Source organism: Candidatus Bathyarchaeota archaeon, from assembly GCA_018396705.1.
Classification (GTDB): Archaea; Thermoproteota; Bathyarchaeia; order Bathyarchaeales; family Bathycorpusculaceae; genus DRVP01.
On the sequence record JAGTQZ010000009.1, the window covers coordinates 49226 to 69479 of the forward strand.

General features: G+C 41.5%; 24 protein-coding genes. 13 read left to right on the forward strand and 11 right to left on the reverse strand.

Annotated elements, in window-relative coordinates:
• Positions 1 to 71 precede the first annotated feature (71 nt).
• The 5 genes from KEJ24_08380 to KEJ24_08400 all read left to right on the forward strand — a co-directional run bounded on the left by KEJ24_08380 (position 72) and on the right by KEJ24_08400 (position 6060).
• On the forward strand, positions 72 to 503 hold the full coding sequence (locus KEJ24_08380) for a Zn-ribbon domain-containing OB-fold protein (GenBank protein MBS7647835.1): 432 nt from the start codon (positions 72 to 74) through the stop codon (positions 501 to 503).
• A 49-nt stretch (positions 504 to 552) separates the two neighbouring features.
• Positions 553 to 1107 carry a C_GCAxxG_C_C family protein gene (locus KEJ24_08385; protein ID MBS7647836.1) on the forward strand — a complete coding sequence of 185 codons (555 nt, stop codon included), beginning with the start codon at positions 553 to 555 and terminating at the stop codon, positions 1105 to 1107.
• A gap of 67 nt (positions 1108 to 1174) precedes the next feature.
• Positions 1175 to 3364, forward strand: coding sequence for a hydantoinase/oxoprolinase family protein (locus KEJ24_08390; GenBank protein ID MBS7647837.1), 2190 nt, complete (start codon positions 1175 to 1177; stop codon positions 3362 to 3364).
• 3 nt (positions 3365 to 3367) lie between these two features.
• The gene (locus KEJ24_08395) at positions 3368 to 5554 is read left to right on the forward strand and encodes a hydantoinase B/oxoprolinase family protein (GenBank protein MBS7647838.1); all 2187 of its coding nucleotides are present in this window, start codon (positions 3368 to 3370) and stop codon (positions 5552 to 5554) included.
• Between the two features lie 11 nt (positions 5555 to 5565).
• Positions 5566 to 6060: an acetone carboxylase subunit gamma gene (locus KEJ24_08400; GenBank protein MBS7647839.1), complete on the forward strand. Its 495-nt coding sequence runs from the start codon at positions 5566 to 5568 to the stop codon at positions 6058 to 6060.
• A gap of 52 nt (positions 6061 to 6112) precedes the next feature.
• Here KEJ24_08400 and KEJ24_08405 read toward each other — a convergent pair whose 3' ends face one another.
• A complete protein-coding gene (locus KEJ24_08405) occupies positions 6113 to 6976 on the reverse strand; it encodes a carbon-nitrogen hydrolase family protein (protein ID MBS7647840.1) in 864 nt (287 codons plus the stop codon).
• Positions 6977 to 7126: 150 nt separating this feature from the next.
• Between KEJ24_08405 and KEJ24_08410 the strand changes: the two genes are divergently transcribed.
• Genes KEJ24_08410 through KEJ24_08420 form a run of 3 tightly spaced genes read left to right on the forward strand, consistent with a single transcriptional unit; the run spans position 7127 to position 10199 of the window.
• Positions 7127 to 8383: an amino acid ABC transporter substrate-binding protein gene (locus KEJ24_08410; protein MBS7647841.1), complete on the forward strand. Its 1257-nt coding sequence runs from the start codon at positions 7127 to 7129 to the stop codon at positions 8381 to 8383.
• 21 nt (positions 8384 to 8404) lie between these two features.
• Complete coding sequence (locus KEJ24_08415) at positions 8405 to 9289, forward strand: branched-chain amino acid ABC transporter permease (protein MBS7647842.1); 885 nt, start codon at positions 8405 to 8407, stop codon at positions 9287 to 9289.
• A 7-nt stretch (positions 9290 to 9296) separates the two neighbouring features.
• Entirely contained in the window at positions 9297 to 10199 is a 903-nt protein-coding gene (locus KEJ24_08420; protein ID MBS7647843.1) for a branched-chain amino acid ABC transporter permease, read from the forward strand.
• On the opposite strand, the gene KEJ24_08425 is transcribed toward KEJ24_08420, so the two are convergent.
• Both KEJ24_08425 and KEJ24_08430 read right to left on the reverse strand, forming a co-directional pair.
• The gene (locus tag KEJ24_08425; GenBank protein ID MBS7647844.1) at positions 10196 to 10900 is read right to left on the reverse strand and encodes an ABC transporter ATP-binding protein; all 705 of its coding nucleotides are present in this window, start codon (positions 10898 to 10900) and stop codon (positions 10196 to 10198) included. The two genes, KEJ24_08420 and KEJ24_08425, sit on opposite strands and share 4 nt — an antisense overlap.
• Positions 10887 to 11621 carry an ABC transporter ATP-binding protein gene (locus KEJ24_08430; protein ID MBS7647845.1) on the reverse strand — a complete coding sequence of 245 codons (735 nt, stop codon included), beginning with the start codon at positions 11619 to 11621 and terminating at the stop codon, positions 10887 to 10889. The genes KEJ24_08425 and KEJ24_08430 overlap by 14 nt, the downstream gene beginning before the upstream one ends.
• Before the next feature lie 373 nt (positions 11622 to 11994).
• Between KEJ24_08430 and KEJ24_08435 the strand changes: the two genes are divergently transcribed.
• Both KEJ24_08435 and KEJ24_08440 read left to right on the forward strand, forming a co-directional pair.
• Positions 11995 to 12516, forward strand: coding sequence for a nitroreductase family protein (locus KEJ24_08435; GenBank protein ID MBS7647846.1), 522 nt, complete (start codon positions 11995 to 11997; stop codon positions 12514 to 12516).
• A 41-nt stretch (positions 12517 to 12557) separates the two neighbouring features.
• Entirely contained in the window at positions 12558 to 14384 is a 1827-nt protein-coding gene (locus tag KEJ24_08440) for an ATP-dependent DNA ligase (GenBank protein MBS7647847.1), read from the forward strand.
• A gap of 25 nt (positions 14385 to 14409) precedes the next feature.
• Here the strand turns inward: KEJ24_08440 and KEJ24_08445 are convergent, their stop codons facing one another.
• Both KEJ24_08445 and KEJ24_08450 read right to left on the reverse strand, forming a co-directional pair.
• Positions 14410 to 14766 carry a hypothetical protein gene (locus KEJ24_08445; protein ID MBS7647848.1) on the reverse strand — a complete coding sequence of 119 codons (357 nt, stop codon included), beginning with the start codon at positions 14764 to 14766 and terminating at the stop codon, positions 14410 to 14412.
• A complete protein-coding gene (locus KEJ24_08450; GenBank protein ID MBS7647849.1) occupies positions 14750 to 15289 on the reverse strand; it encodes an Lrp/AsnC family transcriptional regulator in 540 nt (179 codons plus the stop codon). The genes KEJ24_08445 and KEJ24_08450 overlap by 17 nt, the downstream gene beginning before the upstream one ends.
• A gap of 278 nt (positions 15290 to 15567) precedes the next feature.
• Here KEJ24_08450 and KEJ24_08455 point away from each other — a divergent pair, with 278 nt between their 5' ends.
• Positions 15568 to 16047 (forward strand): hypothetical protein, encoded by a 480-nt coding sequence (locus KEJ24_08455; GenBank protein ID MBS7647850.1) that lies wholly within the window; start codon positions 15568 to 15570, stop codon positions 16045 to 16047.
• Positions 16048 to 16107: 60 nt separating this feature from the next.
• The gene (locus KEJ24_08460; GenBank protein ID MBS7647851.1) at positions 16108 to 16719 is read left to right on the forward strand and encodes a hypothetical protein; all 612 of its coding nucleotides are present in this window, start codon (positions 16108 to 16110) and stop codon (positions 16717 to 16719) included.
• An 18-nt stretch (positions 16720 to 16737) separates the two neighbouring features.
• On the opposite strand, the gene KEJ24_08465 is transcribed toward KEJ24_08460, so the two are convergent.
• The 5 genes from KEJ24_08465 to KEJ24_08485 all read right to left on the reverse strand — a co-directional run bounded on the left by KEJ24_08465 (position 16738) and on the right by KEJ24_08485 (position 18761).
• Positions 16738 to 16878 (reverse strand): hypothetical protein, encoded by a 141-nt coding sequence (locus tag KEJ24_08465; protein MBS7647852.1) that lies wholly within the window; start codon positions 16876 to 16878, stop codon positions 16738 to 16740.
• 5 nt (positions 16879 to 16883) lie between these two features.
• Positions 16884 to 17237, reverse strand: a complete 354-nt coding sequence (gene trxA, locus KEJ24_08470) for a thioredoxin (protein MBS7647853.1) — start codon at positions 17235 to 17237, stop codon at positions 16884 to 16886.
• Positions 17238 to 17309: 72 nt separating this feature from the next.
• Positions 17310 to 17765, reverse strand: a complete 456-nt coding sequence (locus tag KEJ24_08475; protein ID MBS7647854.1) for a DUF1893 domain-containing protein — start codon at positions 17763 to 17765, stop codon at positions 17310 to 17312.
• 26 nt (positions 17766 to 17791) lie between these two features.
• Complete coding sequence (locus KEJ24_08480) at positions 17792 to 18235, reverse strand: formylmethanofuran dehydrogenase subunit E family protein (protein ID MBS7647855.1); 444 nt, start codon at positions 18233 to 18235, stop codon at positions 17792 to 17794.
• Complete coding sequence (locus KEJ24_08485) at positions 18228 to 18761, reverse strand: hypothetical protein (protein ID MBS7647856.1); 534 nt, start codon at positions 18759 to 18761, stop codon at positions 18228 to 18230. The genes KEJ24_08480 and KEJ24_08485 overlap by 8 nt, the downstream gene beginning before the upstream one ends.
• A 96-nt stretch (positions 18762 to 18857) precedes the next feature.
• On the opposite strand from KEJ24_08485, the gene nikR reads away from it, so the two are divergent.
• A complete protein-coding gene (nikR, locus tag KEJ24_08490) occupies positions 18858 to 19271 on the forward strand; it encodes a nickel-responsive transcriptional regulator NikR (protein MBS7647857.1) in 414 nt (137 codons plus the stop codon).
• Between the two features lie 11 nt (positions 19272 to 19282).
• On the opposite strand, the gene nadA is transcribed toward nikR, so the two are convergent.
• Positions 19283 to 20197, reverse strand: a complete 915-nt coding sequence (gene nadA / locus KEJ24_08495) for a quinolinate synthase NadA (GenBank protein MBS7647858.1) — start codon at positions 20195 to 20197, stop codon at positions 19283 to 19285.
• Between the last annotated feature and the right edge of the window lie 57 nt (positions 20198 to 20254).

A 20254-nucleotide genomic window follows, 5' to 3' on the forward strand; every position in this document is an offset into this window, starting at 1 on the left:
AGTTGTTTGAAAAAGCTAAAGAGAATATAAAAACGAAAGGTTTACCAATAGTCGAAGATGAAAGAACCTTAATGCCGCTATACATAAGTCTGCGTGTGTTTCCGCTTAGATATCAAATAGGAATAGCAAAAATCCAAAAGTTTTTTGAAGGACTTAAAAAAGGCAAGGTTTATGCAACTCAATGTAACAAATGTGCTAAAAAATTCTTTCCGCCACGTGCAGTTTGTCCTACATGCCTAAACTCCAATGTAAGCTGGGTTGAAGTGAATTGTGAAGGAGAACTTTTAACGTATACCATAATAACTGTCAAGCCTCCATCATTTGCCCATTACAAAGATTACGTGGTAGGCATAGCCCAACTTAAAGATGGACTAAAGGTCCTAGCATGGGTTAACGTGGATGATCCAAAGAAGTTAAAGCCTGGGACACAAGTACGTCTAACTACAACAAAAAGGGATCCTGAAGGATATGTAACATATGAATTAGTTCCGATATCCCTCTAACTTTTAAGTATGTAAAAACTTAAATTTTATTTGTTCATAAAATAATTGTATGGCCAAATCTGAAGAATTTAAAATTTTAAACAAGGCTTACGAACTTGGCTTTAAATATGAGAAGTTCAACAAGAATTGTGCTCAATGTACTTTTGCCGCTGTTTTAGACGCCTTAAACGTTGATTATGACGAAAAAACGTTTAAAGCTACCACTGGACTCGGTGGAGGCGGCGGGTTGACTGGAAGCGGGTCTTGTGGGGGTTTTTCGGGCGGTGCTATGGCGATAGGTTATATACTTGGAAGGGGACTGGAAGGCTTTAGGAACCTTAAGGCAAAACCCGATGAATGCTTACGTGCTTTGGTCTTAGTAAAAAAGCTGCATGACAAATTTATTGAGAGCTATGGAAGTATACTGTGTTGTGACGTGCAGAAAAAAATGTTTGGAAGAACTTTTCAAATGATTAAGCGGGAAGGAGATAAGATAATAATAACGATGGATGAATTTGAAAATGCTGGTGCACATGCAGATAAGGGGTGTCCCGTGGTAGTTGGGATGGCTGCAAGGTGGACTGTGGAGATTTTATTACGTGAGATAACTAAAAATGAACTTTAGATGTTTTCCCAAGAAAGGTTTAGACAAAATTATCATTTGTAATGAAAGTGTAGGCAAAGCTTAAAAGTTGAAGGAAATATTTTTCTTAAATATATTCTGTATTTACGAGGTTGAAGGCATGGTCTCGGTTGACAAAATACGGGATGTAATCATTATTTCTATTGATGCTGGGGGAACAATGACTGATTGTATCGCGGTGAGAGAGGACGGCTCATTTTTACTCGGAAAGGCGTTGACAAACTACGCGGACGAATCATACAGTTTTGGTGAAAGTATAAAAGATGCTTTAAATGACAAATCCCCAGATTTATCGCGCTTAAGGATCTGCGCATACGCTGGAACTTTGCTGCTTAACGCTGTGTTAACACGCAGAGGCCTAAAAACTGGTTTATTGACAACAAGAGGATTTGAGCATCTCATCTACTTCATGCGGGGGCACTCATGGCTAGGGTACTCATACGTGGACAAACTTCATTCTGTCACCCACATCTATCCAGACGTGTTCCCAGGGCCTCTAGTTCCAGTGGACCTAATAAAAGGTGTTAATGAACGTATAGATACAAATGGTCGCATAGTTATACCGCTGAATGAAGAAGACGTAAAAAGAGGGGTTAACGAGCTTTTGGATAAAGGTTGCCAATCCATTGCGGTGAGTTATCTCAACTCCACAATGAATCCAGTTCATGAGATTAAGACAAGAGAAATAGCTAAGGAAGTTATTAATGAACGAGGGTTAAATGTTCATGTTGTTTTGTCTTCAGAAGTTTCTCCTAGAGGTAAAGAGACCGAGCGCACTGTCAGTACTGTTATTCAAGCTTTTGCTGCTGAACCAGCGGCTAATCAACTTTTGAGAGTTGAGACCAAAGCCAGAGAGATGGGTTTTAAAGGAAACTTATACACGGTCCTTTCCTATGGAGGTTTAGTTGACATTAGATATCCTAGGCTATATGAAACTCTCATAAGCGGACCAATAGGCGGGGTTCTGGGATCTAAGTTCGTTGGCGATATTCTCGGCGAAAAAAACATTGTAGCCACTGATTTAGGTGGAACGAGCTTTGACGTTGGAATAATTAAAGATGGCATAATACACATAGAAAGAGAACCAGAAGTGGCCCGTTACATGCTTAGTCTTCCAATGGTGCGTACCGACTCCATAGCCGCGGGTGCGGGCATGGTCGTACGTGTGGATCCAGTTTCCAAACTTATAACTTTAGGTCCTGAAAGCGCTGGTTACCGTGTAGGCATATGCTTGGATTATCATGAAGTTACAATAAGCGATTGTAACGTGGTTTTGGGCTATTTAAACCCCAACTACTTCCTGGGAGGTAAAGTAAAATTGAATAGAGATAAGGCATTAAAAGCTATCGAAGAAAAGATTGCGCAACCCTTAGGTCTTGATGTTTACAATGCTGCCTACCTAGCTATTGCATCATTGCATGCTAAAATGAGTGACTGGCTTAATGCCACATTAATGGCGAGAGGTTACACACCCTTAGACTATATACTTCTATGCTATGGTGGCGCCGGGCCTCTTCACATGTGGGGATTTGACGTAATACCCTTCAAAGATTATATAACCTTCAAGTTTGCAGCCGGTTTCTCAGCTTTTGGAAATTCTACGGTGGACTATATGATTAGGGAGCATAAGAGCGTGAACATCAGTATTCCCCCAAATCCAGATGCTGAAACAATTATGAAGGTTGGAGAGCATTTAAATAGCGCATGGGAAGACCTCGAAAACAGGCAAATGAAAATACTAACTTCCCAAGGATTTTCAACGGAACAAATAATCATCAAACAGATTGCCTATATGAGGTTTGCGGGACAATTGGAGGATCATGAAGTATTTTCACCCAGAAGCAGAATTTTGAAACCCGAAGATTTCGATGACTTAATGAAGGCTTTTGAAAGCGTCTACACATCTATATATCCAAAGGCAGCCTTATTCCCTGAAGCTGGAATTGTCATAAAAGAAGTGGCTACCTTAGCTTTAGTAACCGGAATGCCCAAACCGAAAATAATTAAGAAGCCACTAAGTGGTGAAAAGCCTCCAGAGAGCGCATTCAAAGGTCAACGTGAAGTTTTCTACGAGAAAAACTGGGTGACCTTTGATGTTTGGGAAATGGATCCACTTCAACCTGGCAACAAAGTGTATGGTCCTGCAATAATTGAACATCCCATGACAACTCTTGTTGTACCTCCACAAAGAAGGATCTACATTGACGAATATGAGTTTATTCACTATTCTAGGAGGTGAAAAATGATGGGAATAGGATATGGCGGGAAAACTCTCAAAGAGCTTTTAGAAGAAAATGTAAGACTTTTCAAGGAGACCGGATGTTATTACGGAATAAAGGAGCTAACGCTTAGAAAAGAAGATCCAGTTAAACTGGAACGTTTTTCCTCGCGGTTGCTGTCCTTGGTGGTCGGGGCGCGAGAGTCTGTGAGATACATTGCTTCTTCGCCGGGCACAAAAGAAGTGGGAGAACTTGTCTTTGCAATATTCACTCCTGAAGGAGACGGTGTAGTCTTCTCAACGGGTATCATGGCTCATGTTAACACTCTCTCACGGTTTATAAAGTGGATGATAGAGCGTGACTACGAAAGTGACCCAGGTATAGTTGAAGGAAGGTACTTTGAGGCTAATGATTGGTGGGTTGGGGGGCTACATCCAGTTGATGTGTTGCAAGTCACTCCAATCTTCTACAATGGACAGCTTATTGGATGGTGTGGGGGCGTTATTCACGAACTTGAAGCAGGAGCTTATGAACCAGCTGGCTGTCCGCTATCTCCTACGCGCTTCTTGGAGGGAGTTCATCTAATGGGTGATATTGTCGGCGAGAACGACAAACTCAAGAAAGAGTATGTCGAAAAAATGAAGGTAAACGTGAGGATGCCAGAAATTTTCATAATGGATGCTAAAGTAAGGCTTTCCGGTAATTACATGATCAGAGAGGGTGTTAAAAAAGTAATCGAAGAATTTGGCATCGACTATTACATGAGAGCAGTACGTGAACTCATAGAAGAAGGGCGAAGGGCGTTTCTAGAAAAAGTGAAACTAACCTTGATACCCGGAAAGTACAGGACCGCAGCTTTTATACCCCTAAACTATGGCCAAATAGAGGGATTGAGACGTTTACATCCCCTCGCCCAACAAGACACCTTACTACAATTTGCCTATGAAATAAAAGTCAACGAAGATGGCACGCTGGATTATGATTTTTACGCCGCAAATCCCCAAGGCCCTCACCCATTGCATGCAACTCCAACCCTTTTGAGAGGTGGCTTATGGATTACTTTAACCCAAATATTAGCTTACGATCTCAGAGTTTCTGAGGGAACCAACCTTTGCGTCTCCTTCTCAGCGCCGCCGGGTTCAACGTTAAACCCAACGGATCCCCATGTGTCTACATCTAACGTATGGAACGTTTTATGCACAATTTTTGGGTCTGGGGTCCGACTACTTTCACAAGGATTCTTTGCAAGGGGCTTTTTGGAAGAAATATTTCAAATGAACGCTAATGACATGCACGCAATCCAATTGCTAGATGTTAGAGGAGGGTTGGCAGGTGGGGATAACATGGAGCATGCAGGCGCTGGAAGCGGTGCAAGAGCTGTTGAGGACGGGTTGGATGCAGGGCACTGTTTATGGCTGCCAGACACAACCGCTGGAAATGCTGAAAGATGGGAAGAGCTATATAACGAACTATACCTTTACCGCAGCTTTCTGAAGGATGTTTACGCACCGGGTAGATTCCGGGGAGGCGTAGCCCGAAACTCCAGCTTCATTGTATGGACAGACTTTATGCAGGTAGTTTTCAGGTGTGGATGGACACCAGGTGTTTTCCCTTTCGACAAGGGAATGTTCGGTGGCTACCCGCCACCCACACCATTTGGCTACGCCTTAAGGAATACTAATGTCAAGGAGCTAATCGAAAAGGGACTTCCACTGCCGAGGAACGTGTTTGAAATTCTTGACGCCCTCAACAAAGGAATTCTAAAAGCTGATGAAGTGTATTTCTACAAGACTCATGATGTAACTCCACGCTTGAAACATTACGACATATTCGGAATAGTGCATAAAGGCGGTGCGGGTTACGGCGATCCAATAAAGAGAGACCCTAAGTTGGTGCTAAGAGATATAGGAATGGGTCTCGTTAGCCCAGAATATGCCGAGAGAATCCATGGAGTAGTTCTTAAACGGGAGGGAGACAAATGGACGGTGGATATAGAAGCAACGTTGAAAAAACGTGAGGCTATCAAGAGTGAAAGACTAGCTAAAGCAATTCCAGTGAAAGATTTCATAGAGCAGGAACGCAAGAGAATTTTGGATAGAAACATTCCAGAGCACGTTCTAAGGTGTTATAGAGATTGTATGAGAATTTCACAGAGGTTTAAGGAAGAATTTTACAGATTCTGGAATCTAAATGAGAACTTTGAACTGTAGGAGGTGAAAAAATGGCTGTTTCTTACCCTGAAGAAGTGATAAAGAAACTTGTTAATCGAGAACTTCCGTGGGAAGATTTGAGAAGAATTATGTCTTCATTTAAGGATGCCGACCGCTTTGAAAAATATATCAAAGTTCTACAGGAACAGACTGGATGGCGGGAGCCTATAGTACTACCGTTAACAGAACATCTAATGATCGTTAACAAGGATGAAAAGCTGATAATAAAAGCCCTGTGTGGATATGAGCTTGGAGATTACAGAGATAACTGGAAACTTAAAGTTTTGATCCACGTCAGGAATTCGGTTGAAAAGTTCAAGGAGATCTATCCAGATCCACTAATACCTGACCCTAACTGGTGCGAAATACGAGAATTCATATGCCCTGGCTGCGGAACATTATTGGATGTGGATGCGGTTCCTCCCGGATATCCTATAATTAAAGAATTCGAACCAGACATTGAAACTTTCTATACAAAATGGTTGAAAAAGCCATTACCAAAATAATCTAAAACTTCTTTTATTATTCTTTTTATTATGCCATTGTCAATTCGTGAATCTATCTTTGTGTTAGTTCGGTGTATGTTTCAGGGCGTCTATCCTCAAATATGGTTCTAACCCCCATGCATAGATTTTTTAATGAAGACAGATCTAATGTAGCGATGGCAACTCCTTCTTTGTCGTCTAACGGTCCAGCGTATATGTGATAGCTCATTTTGCCAGGCTTTGGTCCAATTATCATACTATGTCCAAAGTAGCTGAATTCTCCTTGTCTTCCGACCATATTAGCGCTTGCAATAAACATGTTATTTTCGATGGAGCGTGCTCCAAGAGTTGTGGTATAAAAGTCTAAATAATCATCTGCATCTGGAAATCGTGGGAACGCTGTAATATTTAGATGTATCCTGGCCCCTCTTGTTGCGTAGACTCTAGGGACTTCTGGAAAACAATAGTTATCGTAACATATGCCTATTCCGATTAAACCCCAGGGAGTTTGGATCACTGGGTATGAATTACCCGGTGTAGCCCATTTTTCTGCAAATTTAGCTGGATGGACTTTACGGTAAACGCCTAGGATTCCTGTAGGACCTATGAATGGCACGGCATTATAAAGCTTTGAACCGTTCCTTTCTATCATTCCAAACGCGACATAGACCTTATGTTCAGCTACAATTTTTTGAACGGCATTTGTCGAAGGCCCTGGGATGGGTTCTGAAAGCTCGTTGGCCATTTCTGGAGGAAAACCACTATAACTTGTTAAGGCCAACTCGGGAAAGACGATAATGTTGGCCCCCCTCTCCGCTCCCTCAACAATGAAGTGCTCAATTTTTTTCAACGTGGCAGCTTTATCCGGCTTTAGCCCGTCAATCACGGGTTCGAAGTTTACAACAGCAATCTTAACAATATCTCGGTGAGATAACATATCTTCTTTTATCTCCTTGCATGCTAATAACTATAAAAAACTATTTAAATTAAAATGTTGCTAATCTACGGAAAAGTTTATATCTTACTTTTCTTTTGCAATAAAACTTTTATAGTTCTTGTTTTCCAACGTAATAGACTGGGGATTATCGTGAAAAGCAGAGCCGTAACTAAAATGCAAGCAATTATAATTGCCGTGATAATTGTTGTTGTTATAATCGCTGGTGGGGTCTATTACTTCTACCAAACTCAAAAGGGTGCAAAGGAAAAAGTGGTAATAGGGTATGTCGACGCGTTTACTGGAGTATTCGCTCCGGGGCCGGAGACATGGGGTACAATATGGATGGAGATCCTTATTGACGAATATAATAAGGCCGGCGGTCTTTATGTCCCCGAATATGGCAAAAAATTACCTATCGAGTTTATAAAGTATGACTCAAAAAGTGATACGGAGACACTTATTAGGCTTACAGAAAAGTGTATGAGCGAAGACATGGTTGACCTAATGTTTGCGCCATGGGGAACTTCTCAAAACTTTGCCGTTCTGCCGTTATATGAAAAATATGGATATCCGTTGATAGCCCATGCCATGGGAAGTGGTCAAGTAGTAGACCTTATACTCTCCGGTGGAACAAAATGGGTTTTTCCTGTACTGTGCCAACCACCATTTGTAGCTAAGTATGTGGCAGATTTCCTTGTATGGGCAAATGCATCTCGCATAGGCATCATTGGCATAAGTGATTTACACGGCATAGAATTTACAGGGCGGCTGGCGTCGGAGTTGGCACAGAGAGGCATTACTCCAGTAGTTGGACCGGAGCTTTATCCATTGACGGTTACTGATCTATCGCCATTAATCAGGAAGCTTAAAGAGGCCAATGTGGACGCTTTGTGGGCGTCCACTTACCCGGCGGATGGGACTCTATTAATAAGGCAGTGTATGGAGCTTAGTTATGTTCCTAGAATAATGTTCATGGGTCCTGGCTCCCAATATCCGGCGATAATGGTGCCCGCCTTTGGTGTTAAAGCAATGACAGGAATTATGGAGTACCACGGATTTGAAGTGGATTATAAAAGTTCTACAAAGCTGCTTGAACTTGCCGAAAAATATAAAGCGAAAGTTGGTTATTATCCTGGGGCCAACACTATAGCAGCTTACGTTTGCCATCAAGTGCTTTTCAAAGCCGTAGAAAAGTATGGCCTAGACAGAGTTAAAATTAGAGACGCCTTTTTGGCTGGTGAAACTTTCGACACTGTAGTTGGGCCAGCAAAGTTTGATACGTCAAATGTTTACTTAGACGCTCCAGGGGCTGGCTACATTTGTCAATGGCAAGGCGAAGAGATACTGAAGGTTGTGTGGCCTTTGAACAGAGCCACCGCGCAATGGATTCCTAAAACTTCGTGGTAAAGACTTTCGGAGTGTTTTTAATTGGTAACCCCTTCTCTTTTTTTGGACATAATTGTCGGTGGTGTCATTTTAGGAGCATTCTACTCGTTGATAGCGGTAGGACTTAATTTGCAATATGGGGTTACGCGTATACTTAACGTTGCACATGGAGAATTTTTGATGCTAGGCGCTTACCTAACTTATTTCTGTTTCACACTATTTGGAATGAATCCTTTTGTATCCATAGTCATCGTTGGACCTTTGATGTTTTTTGTCGGACTATTTGTATATGTGCTAATACTTCGTAGGGTGGTGAAACTATCAAAGTCATCTGAAGAGCTTGAGTTTAGATCTTTACTAATATGTTTCGGCCTTTCTTTTGTCATCCAAAACTTAGCTATGGTTTTATGGACAGCAAATTACAGAGGTTATGAAGTGCCTTCGCTTGGAATAATGACTATTTGGGGCGTGAGTTTTGAAGTTAATAGGATAATTATCGCTTTAATATCAATCGCTATCAATGTTTTCCTTTATGTGTTTTTGCGATTCACAAAGACAGGCTTAGCCATGCGAGCCATGGTAAGCCAGCCTGAAGGAGCTCAGCTTGTTGGCGTTAATCTTAATCATATCTACGCCGTATCATTTGGCCTTGGCATTTTATTCAGCGCTTGGGCAGGCGCTCTGACAAGTGTTCTGTATTCTACAATAAATCCATTTATGGGGGTTCCATATACATTAATCAGCTTAGTATTAGTAATTCTGGCTGGTGTCGGCAGTTTTAGAGGTAATGTTGTGGGAGGATTTTTGCTTGGATATCTGGCGTATGTCACTATGAGGGTGATACATTCAGCGTTAACTCTTGTTGTTATATACGCCGTTCTGATACTGATACTTCTAGTCAAACCTAAGGGACTGTTTACGAGGTGAATTCTAGTTGGTTAGAGTAACGAACAATGTTTACTTGAAAATTTCTCCCTTGGTAATTTTTGCACTGTTAATGGTTGCTCCGTTCTTCATGGTGAGATATCACTTAGCATTGTTAACCAGCGTCCTATGCTGGATTGGGTTGACTGTTAGCTGGCACTTTTTTAGTGGCGTTACAAAATATGTCTCATTGGGTTCCGCTGCGTTTTTTGGAGTTGGGGTATATATAACGGCCATATTCTGTAGGACGCTAGCTTTTCCGCTCATCTTATTGTTAGCTGGTGTAATTAGCTTTTTATTTGCATGCGGCGTCGGTTTCGTCACTTTGAGAATGAAAGGTGTATTCTTTGCTATATTCACTTTTGGACTGGCCGAGCTTTTAAATAATGCAATATTATTCTGGGAGATGTCTGTAACTGGGACACGGGGTAGGTTCATTACGCCTTTTGACGTTTATTATCCAATACTCATAATTACTTTTGCCATCATCTTGTTTACAACTATTTTAAGAAAGTCAAAGTTGGGCCTTGCGCTAAGGATGATCGGTGAATGTGAGGACGCTGCTATTCATTTCGGCGTAAATGCTACGTTATATAAGGTTCTTGGGTTTGCCGTGAGTAGCATGTTCATCGGCCTATTGGGCGCGTCGTTTGCACCCCGGTGGGGGTACGTGGATTCGGGTATAGCTTTTAACAGTTTATACTCATTTATGCCTGCGATAATGACGTTATTCGGTGGAACGGAACTGTACTTTGGACCTATCGTAGGTGCTTTAGTTCTCTCATTACTGGAAGAGTATCTGCTTACCACTTTTAAGGACTATTTCATGATAATCTTAGGATCAATAATGATTCTTATCATCCTCGTTTTACCTGAAGGAATAACTGGGAAACTTTTAAAGAAAGCTGATTAAATTCCCAAGAATGCCTCTCTAATATATTCGTTCCCAAAAAGTTCCGCGCTTTTACCATGAAGTGTTACTTTTCCAGTCTCCATTACATAAACGCGGTCGGCAATGTTTAGGGCGACGTGAACATTTTGCTCGGCCAGCAGGACGCTAATACCGTAGTCTCTAAGTTTTTTTAAGGTCTTAAGCACCTCCATAGTCATTTTGGGTGACAGTCCTTGTGAAGGTTCATCCAGTATTAATAATCTGGGGCTCGACATCAGACTTCGGGCTATAGCTAGCATTCTTTGCTCACCACCGCTTAATGTGGCGGATAACTGATTTTCTCTCTCCTTTAACAGCGGAAATATCTGATAAACAGTTTCAAGCATGCTTTTTGTATGCCTTTTTTCTTTCGATGTATATGCGCCAAGAAGCAAATTTTCTCGTACTGTGCAGTTAGTAAACAATTTTCTATCCTCGGGTACAAATGAGACTCCTAGTTTTACAATTTTATGTGGTGGCAAGCCAGTAATTTCTCTGTCGTTAAAAAGAATCGTGCCGGATAATGGTTTAAGTATCCCAGCTATAGTGCTCAAAAGTGTTGTTTTTCCAGCTCCATTTGAACCTATTAAAGCTACGATTTCCTCTTTTTGAACTTTTATTGAAACGTCCCACAGAACGTGTAAGCCTCCGCGGGCTACATTTAAATCTTTAACTTCCAACATATGCCTCCCCAAGGTAAGCTTCAATAACTTTTATGTCTTTACTTACTTCTTCAGGTTTACCGTCAGCTATCTTCATCCCCTGATTGAGTACAATGATGCGGTCAGACACCCCCATTATTACACGCATGTTATGTTCGATCATAAAAATTGTAATTCCGCTATCTCGTAGTTCTTTAATTATCTTAACTGCTTGAGTTGCCTCCTTGGGATTCAATCCAGCCATCACCTCATCAAGTAACAGAAGCTTTGGTTTAGTTGCTAATGCTCTTGCAATTTCAAGCATTCTTTGCTCAAACACTGCCAAATTTGAGGCTGACGTTTCACTTTTGCTTGTTAATCCAAATTTTTCCATTATTTGATGGATCTCTTGCTTTAAGTTAGAAGATTTATCGCTTTTATCTCGTCCGAAAGTTGCCGCCGCAAGTATGTTCTCATATACACTCATGCGAGGGAATGGCTTAGGTACTTGAAATGTTCTAGCTATTCCTAACTTACAAATTTTGTGTGCCCCAAGGCCGGTTATGTTTCTTCCTTCAAATTTGATAACCCCTGATGTGACTGGGATGGCACCGGTTATCACGTTGAAAAGAGTAGTTTTTCCCGCTCCGTTTGGGCCGATCAAGCCTACAATTTCGCCTTCATTTACACAAAAATCCACGTTGTATAAGGCGGTGAGCCCTCCAAAACGTCTAGTAACCTTTATTCCTTCAAGAATTTTCATAAATTCAAAGTTACTTTAGGGTCATATAAAAATCTTCTTATTACATTCTTCTCTGAGAAAGTCAGCCTTAAAGGAGCCTAAATCCAACACTTTCTATAGCATGGTTACAGATAATATGTGTTTTTCAAGCTATCATTTTTGCATGTGGTGCTCAAACAGTAACATCTCATATAAGAGATTGATTGAGTGTCAGTTCGCCCGTCGTCGAGTCATATCACAGCCGATAGGCTCTATTGACTCTCTGGATCATCATCCAAAGATACAGAAGCAATACGCCTTTTTAGTTTTTTCCTCGATTTTGCCGGTCCGCTAAAACTACATGCAACAAGCTTTATTTAGACACTTTGTATAGTCTGTTAAACGGGTGTAACACATGGATGTTTTTGAAGCCATTAAAGGAAGGCGTAGTATTCGAGCTTTTCAAGAGGCGGATGTCCCTAAAGAAATTGTTGAAAAGCTTATTGAGGCTGCCATGTGGGCACCATCTGCTGGAAATATTCAGCCATGGGAGTTTGTTATTGTTAGAAACTCTGAAACAAAGAGGAGGTTAGCTGAGGCTGCTTTGGGGCAGTCCTTTATCGAGGAGGCTCCGGTTGTAATTGTTGTATGTGCTGATGAAGAGCGTTCAGCACGTGGTTATGGGACAAGGGGTAGAACGCTCTACTGTATACAGGATACGGCTGCAGCCATACAGAACATTCATTTGGCAGCTTATTCCCTGGGCTTAGGTACGTGCTGGGTTGGCGCTTTCAGAGAGGACGAGGCAAGAAAGATCTTGGGTATTCCAGAGGGTCTGAGGCCGGTGGCCATAATACCCGTCGGCTATCCAGCTGAATCTCCGCAGCCGAGAAGCAGACGACCATTAAAGCAGATAATCCATTATGAGAAGTTTTAAAGAAGAAGAGAAACATGAAATAAGGCGAAGAAATTTCTTGCATGGTATGCTATATCAAACTTAATATATTTGGCCTCTCTCTATCACCCGTTGAGGAGTCAATTTTGCTGTACTCTGAGATTGCTGAAGCTTATGAGCAGATTGAGGCTACAACTAAGAGACTTGAAATGACAGACTTGTTGGTGAGTTTGCTGAAGAGGACGCCTAAAGAAATTATCGATAAGGTTGTCTACTTAACTCAAGGGAAAATTTACCCAGACTTTGTCAAACTTGAGATTGGTGTGGCTGAGAGACTCGCCCTAAAAGCTCTTGCCCACGCTTCTGGAAGGCGGGAAAGTGAAATTGAGGAGGACATGAAAAAAACTGGTGATATTGGCGAAACAGCCCAAAAGTTTATTGCGCAGAAAAAACAGATGACCTTTTTCCAAAAACCCCTAACTGTTCAAAGAGTCTACGAAACTTTTGACAAAATGGCGAGAGCCTCCGGTCCAGGCGCTATCGACACTAAAATAACGCTTTTAGCAGGGCTTCTAGCCGACGCTAAACCAAAAGAAGCTAAGTACATAATGCGGACGGTTACAGGTAACCTTCGTTTAGGTATTGCAGATATGACCGTATTAGATGCCTTGGCAATAGCCTACGGTGGGGGTAAGGAGACTCGCGAGCTTGTGGAACGCGCCTACAACATCTCTTCAGACCTCGGCCGAGTCGCCAAAGTCCTCGCTGAGGAAGGTCTTGAAGGAATCAAAAAGTTCAAGGTCATCGTCGGTGAGCCCATAAGGCCTATGCTGGCTGAAAGGCTTTCTTCACCGGAAGAAATTCTGGAAAAACTCGGCGGGAAATGTATAGCTGAATACAAATATGACGGCGAACGCATACAAGCTCACAAAAAAGGAGATGAAATAACTCTATTCTCAAGGAGGCTTGAGGATATATCCGACCAGTATCCGGACGCTATAGATCTTTTGAGGAAGCATGTTCTAGCCAAAGATGCCATAGTAGAGGCTGAATGTGTAGCCATAGACCCCGACACAGGTGAGATGCGGCCTTTCCAAGAGCTTATGCATCGCAGACGCAAATACGGAATAGAAAAAGCCATGGAAGAATATCCAGTCTCGCTGTTCATGTTCGATGCCCTATATGTGGATGGAAAAGACTTGACTCTTGAACCCTACCTAGTTCGGCGGAAAACTCTTGAAGGTATAATCCAAGAAGGCGAAAGAATAAAACTTGCCAAATCCATAACCACCGACAATATTAAGGAACTCGAAAACTTCTTTTTAGAAGCCATAGAAAACGGATGCGAGGGTCTGATATGCAAGTCAATAGGCTCTGATTCCATGTATCAAGCTGGCGCAAGAGGTTGGCTGTGGATAAAGTATAAACGCGACTATAAGAGCGAAATGACAGACACTGTGGATTTGGTTGTCGTCGGAGCCTTTCATGGACGTGGAAAACGGGCCGGCACTTACGGCGCTCTTCTGTTAGCTGCTTATAACCCGGAAAATGACATTTTTGAAACCGTGACGAAATGTGGAACAGGCTTTACGGACGAAGATTTGGCAAAACTACCAGAAATGATGAAGAAACATGTTATACCGCACAGACATCCAAGAGTTAGCTCGCTTATCGAAGCTGACGTGTGGTTCGAGCCAAAAATAGTCATAGAAGTGTTGGGTGCAGAGATAACCTTAAGTCCAATCCACACATGCGCCATGAACGCTATTCGCCAAGGAAGCGGCTTGGCAATACGCTTTCCAAGGTTTACTGGCAATTACCGAATTGATAAGGCCGCTGAAGACGCAACGACTACAAACGAAGTGATTGAAATGTATCAGAAGCAATTAAAGAAAATTGCTGAAAGCTAGTTTTTGAACGTCGAAAGTAAAAGACTTAAACATGTTGCAGAAACTCAGTTAATTCTCGGTAGCGTCTAGCCACAATGCTATACAATCTTTCTCTGAGAGTGTCTCCATAGAAATTTAAGCTGCGAAGCTTGCATATTTCGTCTGCTAACTTTTTGTCCTCTAAGACTTCGATTGCCCATTTTTCAAAGTCTCCACGGTAAAGATGAAATTCCAAAGATTTTATGTTGACGCTGTTTATTTTTTCCATGAACTCTTTTAGTGATGAGGCACTTTCGCCTGTGTAGTTTCCGATTGATGTAAAGAAATAGAACGCTTTTTCTCTTGGAACTGTTTTCAGCGCTTTTGTTTCCAACCCATTTGTCATTTTATCTTTCTTCCTCATTTTTTCTACTGCCGTTATTGTCTGCGTGTGTCAACTTTTTCAAATCATTTAGTAATAAATGTGGATTTTCCTTGAATTTCTTGGTTACTATTGACGTTCTTATTCTCAGAACTCCGGGAAGAGGTGCCACATTGGCGGCTATAAATTCGTGTAGGCTTTCTTGGTTTTCGGCTATAACTTTTGCAGTTATTTGGAGCTCCTCTGACAGTGACGTGTAGACTTCGAGGACTTGGGGGATCTGACAGAGTCTGCTGGCAACCCTTTCGTTTTCTTTCGGGTCTGTGTAGATAGTCATTATAGCTGTTACGGTTTTCGTGCCGGCTTTTTCCGTATCCACTAGGGCGGTGTACTTTTTTATTATGCCATGATTTTCCATTCGTTTTATTCGGTCATAGACTGTTGAGTGGGCTATTCCAAGACGTTTGCCAATGTCTGTGTATGTTTGCCTGGCATCTTCCTGCAGTAGTTCCAAAATTTTGATGTCCGTTGAATCTAGGGTAAAGTTGTTGTTTTTCACCTTCAATGCGACGCCTTCCTAAATGCCTTATAGTTGGTTATTTTTGGATATATTATTTTTTGCCGGAAAAATGTAGAAGAATGTCTCAGAATCCGAAAAACTTTCGACAATTCAATCTAGAATCATCAAACTATGCTCGGAAAATTGTTTAAGAATACCTTTTTTGCCTTCATTTTTTCAATTTTTTAAACTTAAATCCTACACTTTTGCGGATTAACCGGCAAATAAGTTTAAATCTGCGGATAAATTTTAATTTAATGGGTCACCCTTCAGATGAGGTTAGCATGTTGAAAGATAAATGTTTTAAAAAAGTTTGGCGGATCTTAAAAGAGTTTAAAGAGTTGTGCAAGTTTCGTGGTTGGAGAACTGCTGAAAGTGAAGATTGGGTTGAAACTGGAGATAGATATCACAGTTTTCTTTTGGCTAAAAGTATCCACCCATCCTCTTTCAGAAGTATAGTCACTAACAGGAAATGTGTGATCCGTGAAGGTTTAACCTACCATGTTGTTGAGGCTTCATATATTGCTTGGCTTTTCTCTGAAACTCCACCAAAGGATGTTGTTAGCATTTGTCTTGAAAACCCGGAATTTTCGAAAAAAATTGCCATCTACGATTTAAGCCCCATTGCAAAAGGGAAGAACGCGTGTTTAAAATTTAATTACACTGATAGTCCAATTTTTCGTGAATTTGAGGATTTTCTCGAAAAAGAGTTCGGCATTAAAGTTGAGGAGCTGCTAAGCCCAACATTGGCGGAAATATCATAAGTTTTATGTCCGTCAAGCCATTGATAATAGAACAAAGCTGGAGATTAATTGTGATATGACATGTCCGAAGAAGTTGAAGAAGTTAAAAGACTTCTCGCCTTCAAAAAAAGGATCGAGAAAAGAATTGAAAAACTTGAATCCGAGCTTAAAGAGCTTCAATCAATTCTTGAAAGCGTAAACACCGTTTTACTGGCTAAAGGATTTAAACGAGCCGAGATTGTCAAAAAACCTCAAGTAGCGGAAATTGCTCAACCGCAAACAGCAGGAGAAGTGATTCAACAGCCTGCGGAAGCACTTGTAGGTGCATCCGAGTTTAAAGAGATCACTGCGCTAAAGACTATGGCTGGGGAACCACTTGCAAAGCTTTACGTAAGAGATAACTTTATGAAAATTGTTTTGGCGGAGGACAAGAATTTTGATGCTAACATACCACCATTCAACCAGTTTCTCGTCGAGAGGGTGCTAAACAAGATGCAAGAAAAAGACGGTGAACTTGCGAAAGCTGGAAAACTCAAGCCGGAAGAAATCTTTACCTACAACCTTGTGCGAGACGGCAACTTTATCCGTGAAATCCACATAAGAAACTTTGATGCAGAACGCTTAAGAGAGTTGAAATCAAGCATCAAATGGACGTTAGAGCGAATGTATGAAAAAATGAAAAACCCCCGCTGAAATACTATCGTAATTTAATTAAACGCCCCATGCGGAGAAAACTTTCTTTAAAAGTTCGATAACTATCTTTAGCTCTCCATGATATAAACCTGCAGCAAACATGGAAACCCCAAGAAGCAGAAGCAACGCGCCTATCACGCGGCGTTCTGAAATCTCCATAACCTTTACTCCAAATGCTTTTTGAGCCGGGCTTCTACTTGACCTTTGGGGACAAAGCCAACTATTCTGTCCACTTCTCTGCCAGACTTAATAACCACAAGAGTTGGAATGCTAAAGACTTGAAAACGATCCGAAGTATCTGGGTTTTCGTCCACATTAATTTTTCCAATCAGAACCTTACCAGCATATTCTTTAGCTAGTTCTTCAACAATGGGGGCCATCATTCTGCATGGCATGCACCAGTCTGCATAGAAGTCAACTAAAACCAGTTTGTTCCGGCTTATAACTTCATTAAAATTTGAATCTGTAAGGTGGATTACTTGTCCGCCCAAGTCTTTTTTCTCCTTAAACTCTTTCATTAGCTTGTGGAGTTTTTCTCCTTTATGCGCTCTAGTTCAGTGTCCTCCACAGATATAAACCCTTCGTGTTCTTTATTCATGTTGGTTCATCCCCCTGCTTTGAAAAGTTTCTAAAAGAGCTTTAAGCTTTTCATAAGCCTCTTTATGGTCATCGATTTCTAGGGTGGCTTTCTCAAAAGGACAGATATCCGTTCCAGAGGCGTTTAATATTTTATCTACGAGTTTGCCACATTCAAAGTAGATGCCATGTGTTTCGAAGACTTGTTTTGCTTTTATGCTCAATGTTGATGCGTAAACAGCTTCTATTTTGGCGTAAATGCACAACAGCGCTATGGCTTTACCGACAACTTTATCCGCAACCGAGGCCCCCTCCATTTTGTCTCCGAGTTTCTCTAAAGCCTGCATAAAACCTGAAACTCCATGGTGTTTGCTTTCAAAGAGCACCTTCGAATCTTTCACAATTACAAGTGTCAAACCGTTTTTGTACAGTTTTTTCCTCGCTATTTCCAAATCTTCTCTGGTAAACATATGAATTTAATAAGTTCAAGAAGGCTTTATCCCTTTTCTACCTTGAACAGCTCGTCCTCTGGTAGGGCAGCTATTTTCCAAGCGAGCTCTTCATTAAGGGTCCCGTTTAAAAGCTGTTGTTTAACATTTTCTACAACTTGCGATTTTACGTTAATCCGTAATATCTTATCTTGATTTTTAAGCCTAAAAATTGCCGTTATGTCACCTTCAGAGTTTTTTGCCTTAAGTCTCCTGTTCCCCACTGTACATTGAGTTGTTGCTTGGATGCCGTCAAGAATGCATGAAAAAGGTGTGATCAGTGGAAGCTTCACAGAAACTTGCATATCCAGCTGTTTGTCTCCATCTATGTTCAGAGTTCTCTTCGCCAATCTTGCCATTTTTACGCCTATAACCAAGAATGGTCCAAGATGACCATGAAGTTTTTCCGCATTTCTAATGTCTAATATTAAGGCTTCCTTTTCGTCAAACACCTTTTATCCCCCTCACGCCTGTCCTTTCAAGACTTACAATTACTGGCACCGCGACCATAAAGCCTATTGCCCCGCCTATTAAATGCCAGATCCCCCAAAAGGTTAACGCCCATTCCAGCGACATTTTCATAAAAATGGTTCCGATAATGATTCCAGCGAAATATGCAGATATAATTGTTGCAGCACATGCTATGGCCATATTGTATGGTTTAAGACGTATTTCATGTTTACATAAAGTCATTAAGACATCAAAGAGAATGGCCGACGCCATGAAACCTATCATCTGCGTCGCACTTGGCCTTATGGCAAGCACTATTAGAGCACCGATAACACCTATCGCCGAGGATGTTCCTATTCTGCCAGAAACCCACACGGCCAACAATAGCGTGAAATATACTGAGAAGTCGCAGAATATCGGCAGCTGGAAAAGTGTAAATCCTAACGGTCCAATGGTCAGGTTTAACACTGCCCACATGGCTGCAAAAACAGCTATTATTGCGATGTCGACTGGTTTAAATGGTTTCATTCAGGTTCCTTGTAATACTTTTTTCCATAAAAGTAATACTTTTTTCCATAAAAACTTTATGGTTTAAAATACAAAATCGATATCGGTGTCTCATGATTGAAAACGGAGAAAATTGTTCGCGTAAGCGTAACTTTTCCGTCAGACCTGCTTAAAGACTTTGACGAAGTTATCCAAAAAATGGGCTGCAAGAACCGTTCAAAGGCAGTCCAAGATGCCGTTAGACTCTTTATTTCTGAACGTAAATGGCTCCAGGAAGAAAAAGGGCTTCAAGCTGGTGTTTTAATGGTTCTATACGACCATGAAGTTAGAGGTTTAGAGGATGCTTTGACAGATGTGCAGCACAAATACGCCAACATCATTTCTTCAACCATGCATGTTCACTTGACTGAAAGAGACTGTTTGGAAGCTATAGCTGTTAAGGGAGACGCTGCGGAAATACGAAGGTTGAGCGATGAACTTTCCTCAAAAAGGGGCGTTAAAATCCTAAAAACAATGATAGTCTCTCCTTGAAAACATTTGCTCTAGTGACGTGTTAGTTCGAACATTTTTTCTAAGGCTTTCCTAGCTTTACTCGCTATAGGCTCTGGAACTGTGACCACGTGTTTTTCCTCTTTGAGGGCCATGTAAATTCTTTCAAGAGTATTTAACTTCATATTCGGACAAATCGCGCCCTCATAAGCTAAAATGAACAGTTTTTCGGGGTTAGCCTTTCTCAGACGGTGTAGAAGCCCCTCCTCCGTTGCCACAATGAAAGTTTTCGCCAAGCTTTCTTTTGCATACCTACACATCTGGGATGTGCTGCCTATAAAGTCGGCTATCTTACGCATTTCAGTGTTGCATTCCGGATGAACCATGACAACAGCATCTGGATATTGAGCCTTAAGCACTTGAACCTCTTCAGGATGAAAGAGTAAATGAGTGGGACAAAAGCCACGTTCGGGAATTGGAATAACAGTTTTTCCAGTTTTTTCTTGGACATATTCCGCCAAGTTGTGGTCCGGTCCGAACAGCACTGTTTCAGCGTCTAACGCGTTTATAACTTCCACAGCGTTAGCAGACGTGCAGCACACGTCACAGTAAGCTTTAGCTGTAGCCAGAGTATTAACATACAAGACTACTGGCACGAGGGGGTAAAGCACCTTCCACCTTTTAATTTCATCAACAGTTAGCATTTGAGCCATGGGACAGCGGGCTCCAGCGGAAGGCAGCAGAACTTTTTTATCCGGGTTAAGGATCGCAGCGGATTCAGCCATAAAATCAACAGCTGCGAAAACAATAATTTCCGCGTTCTCTTCTTCCATAGCTTTTCTGCTGAGTTCTATGCTGTCACCCACATAGTCCGCTATGTCTTGGACCTCTGGCCTTTGGTAGTTATGAGCTAAAATAACCGCTTTCTTCTCTCTTTTAAGCCTCAATATTTTCTCTGTAAGCTCCATTAACCTTCGCCTTTAAGGGTTTTCAAAAGTGCAACGCTAGATATATTCCTTTACTAA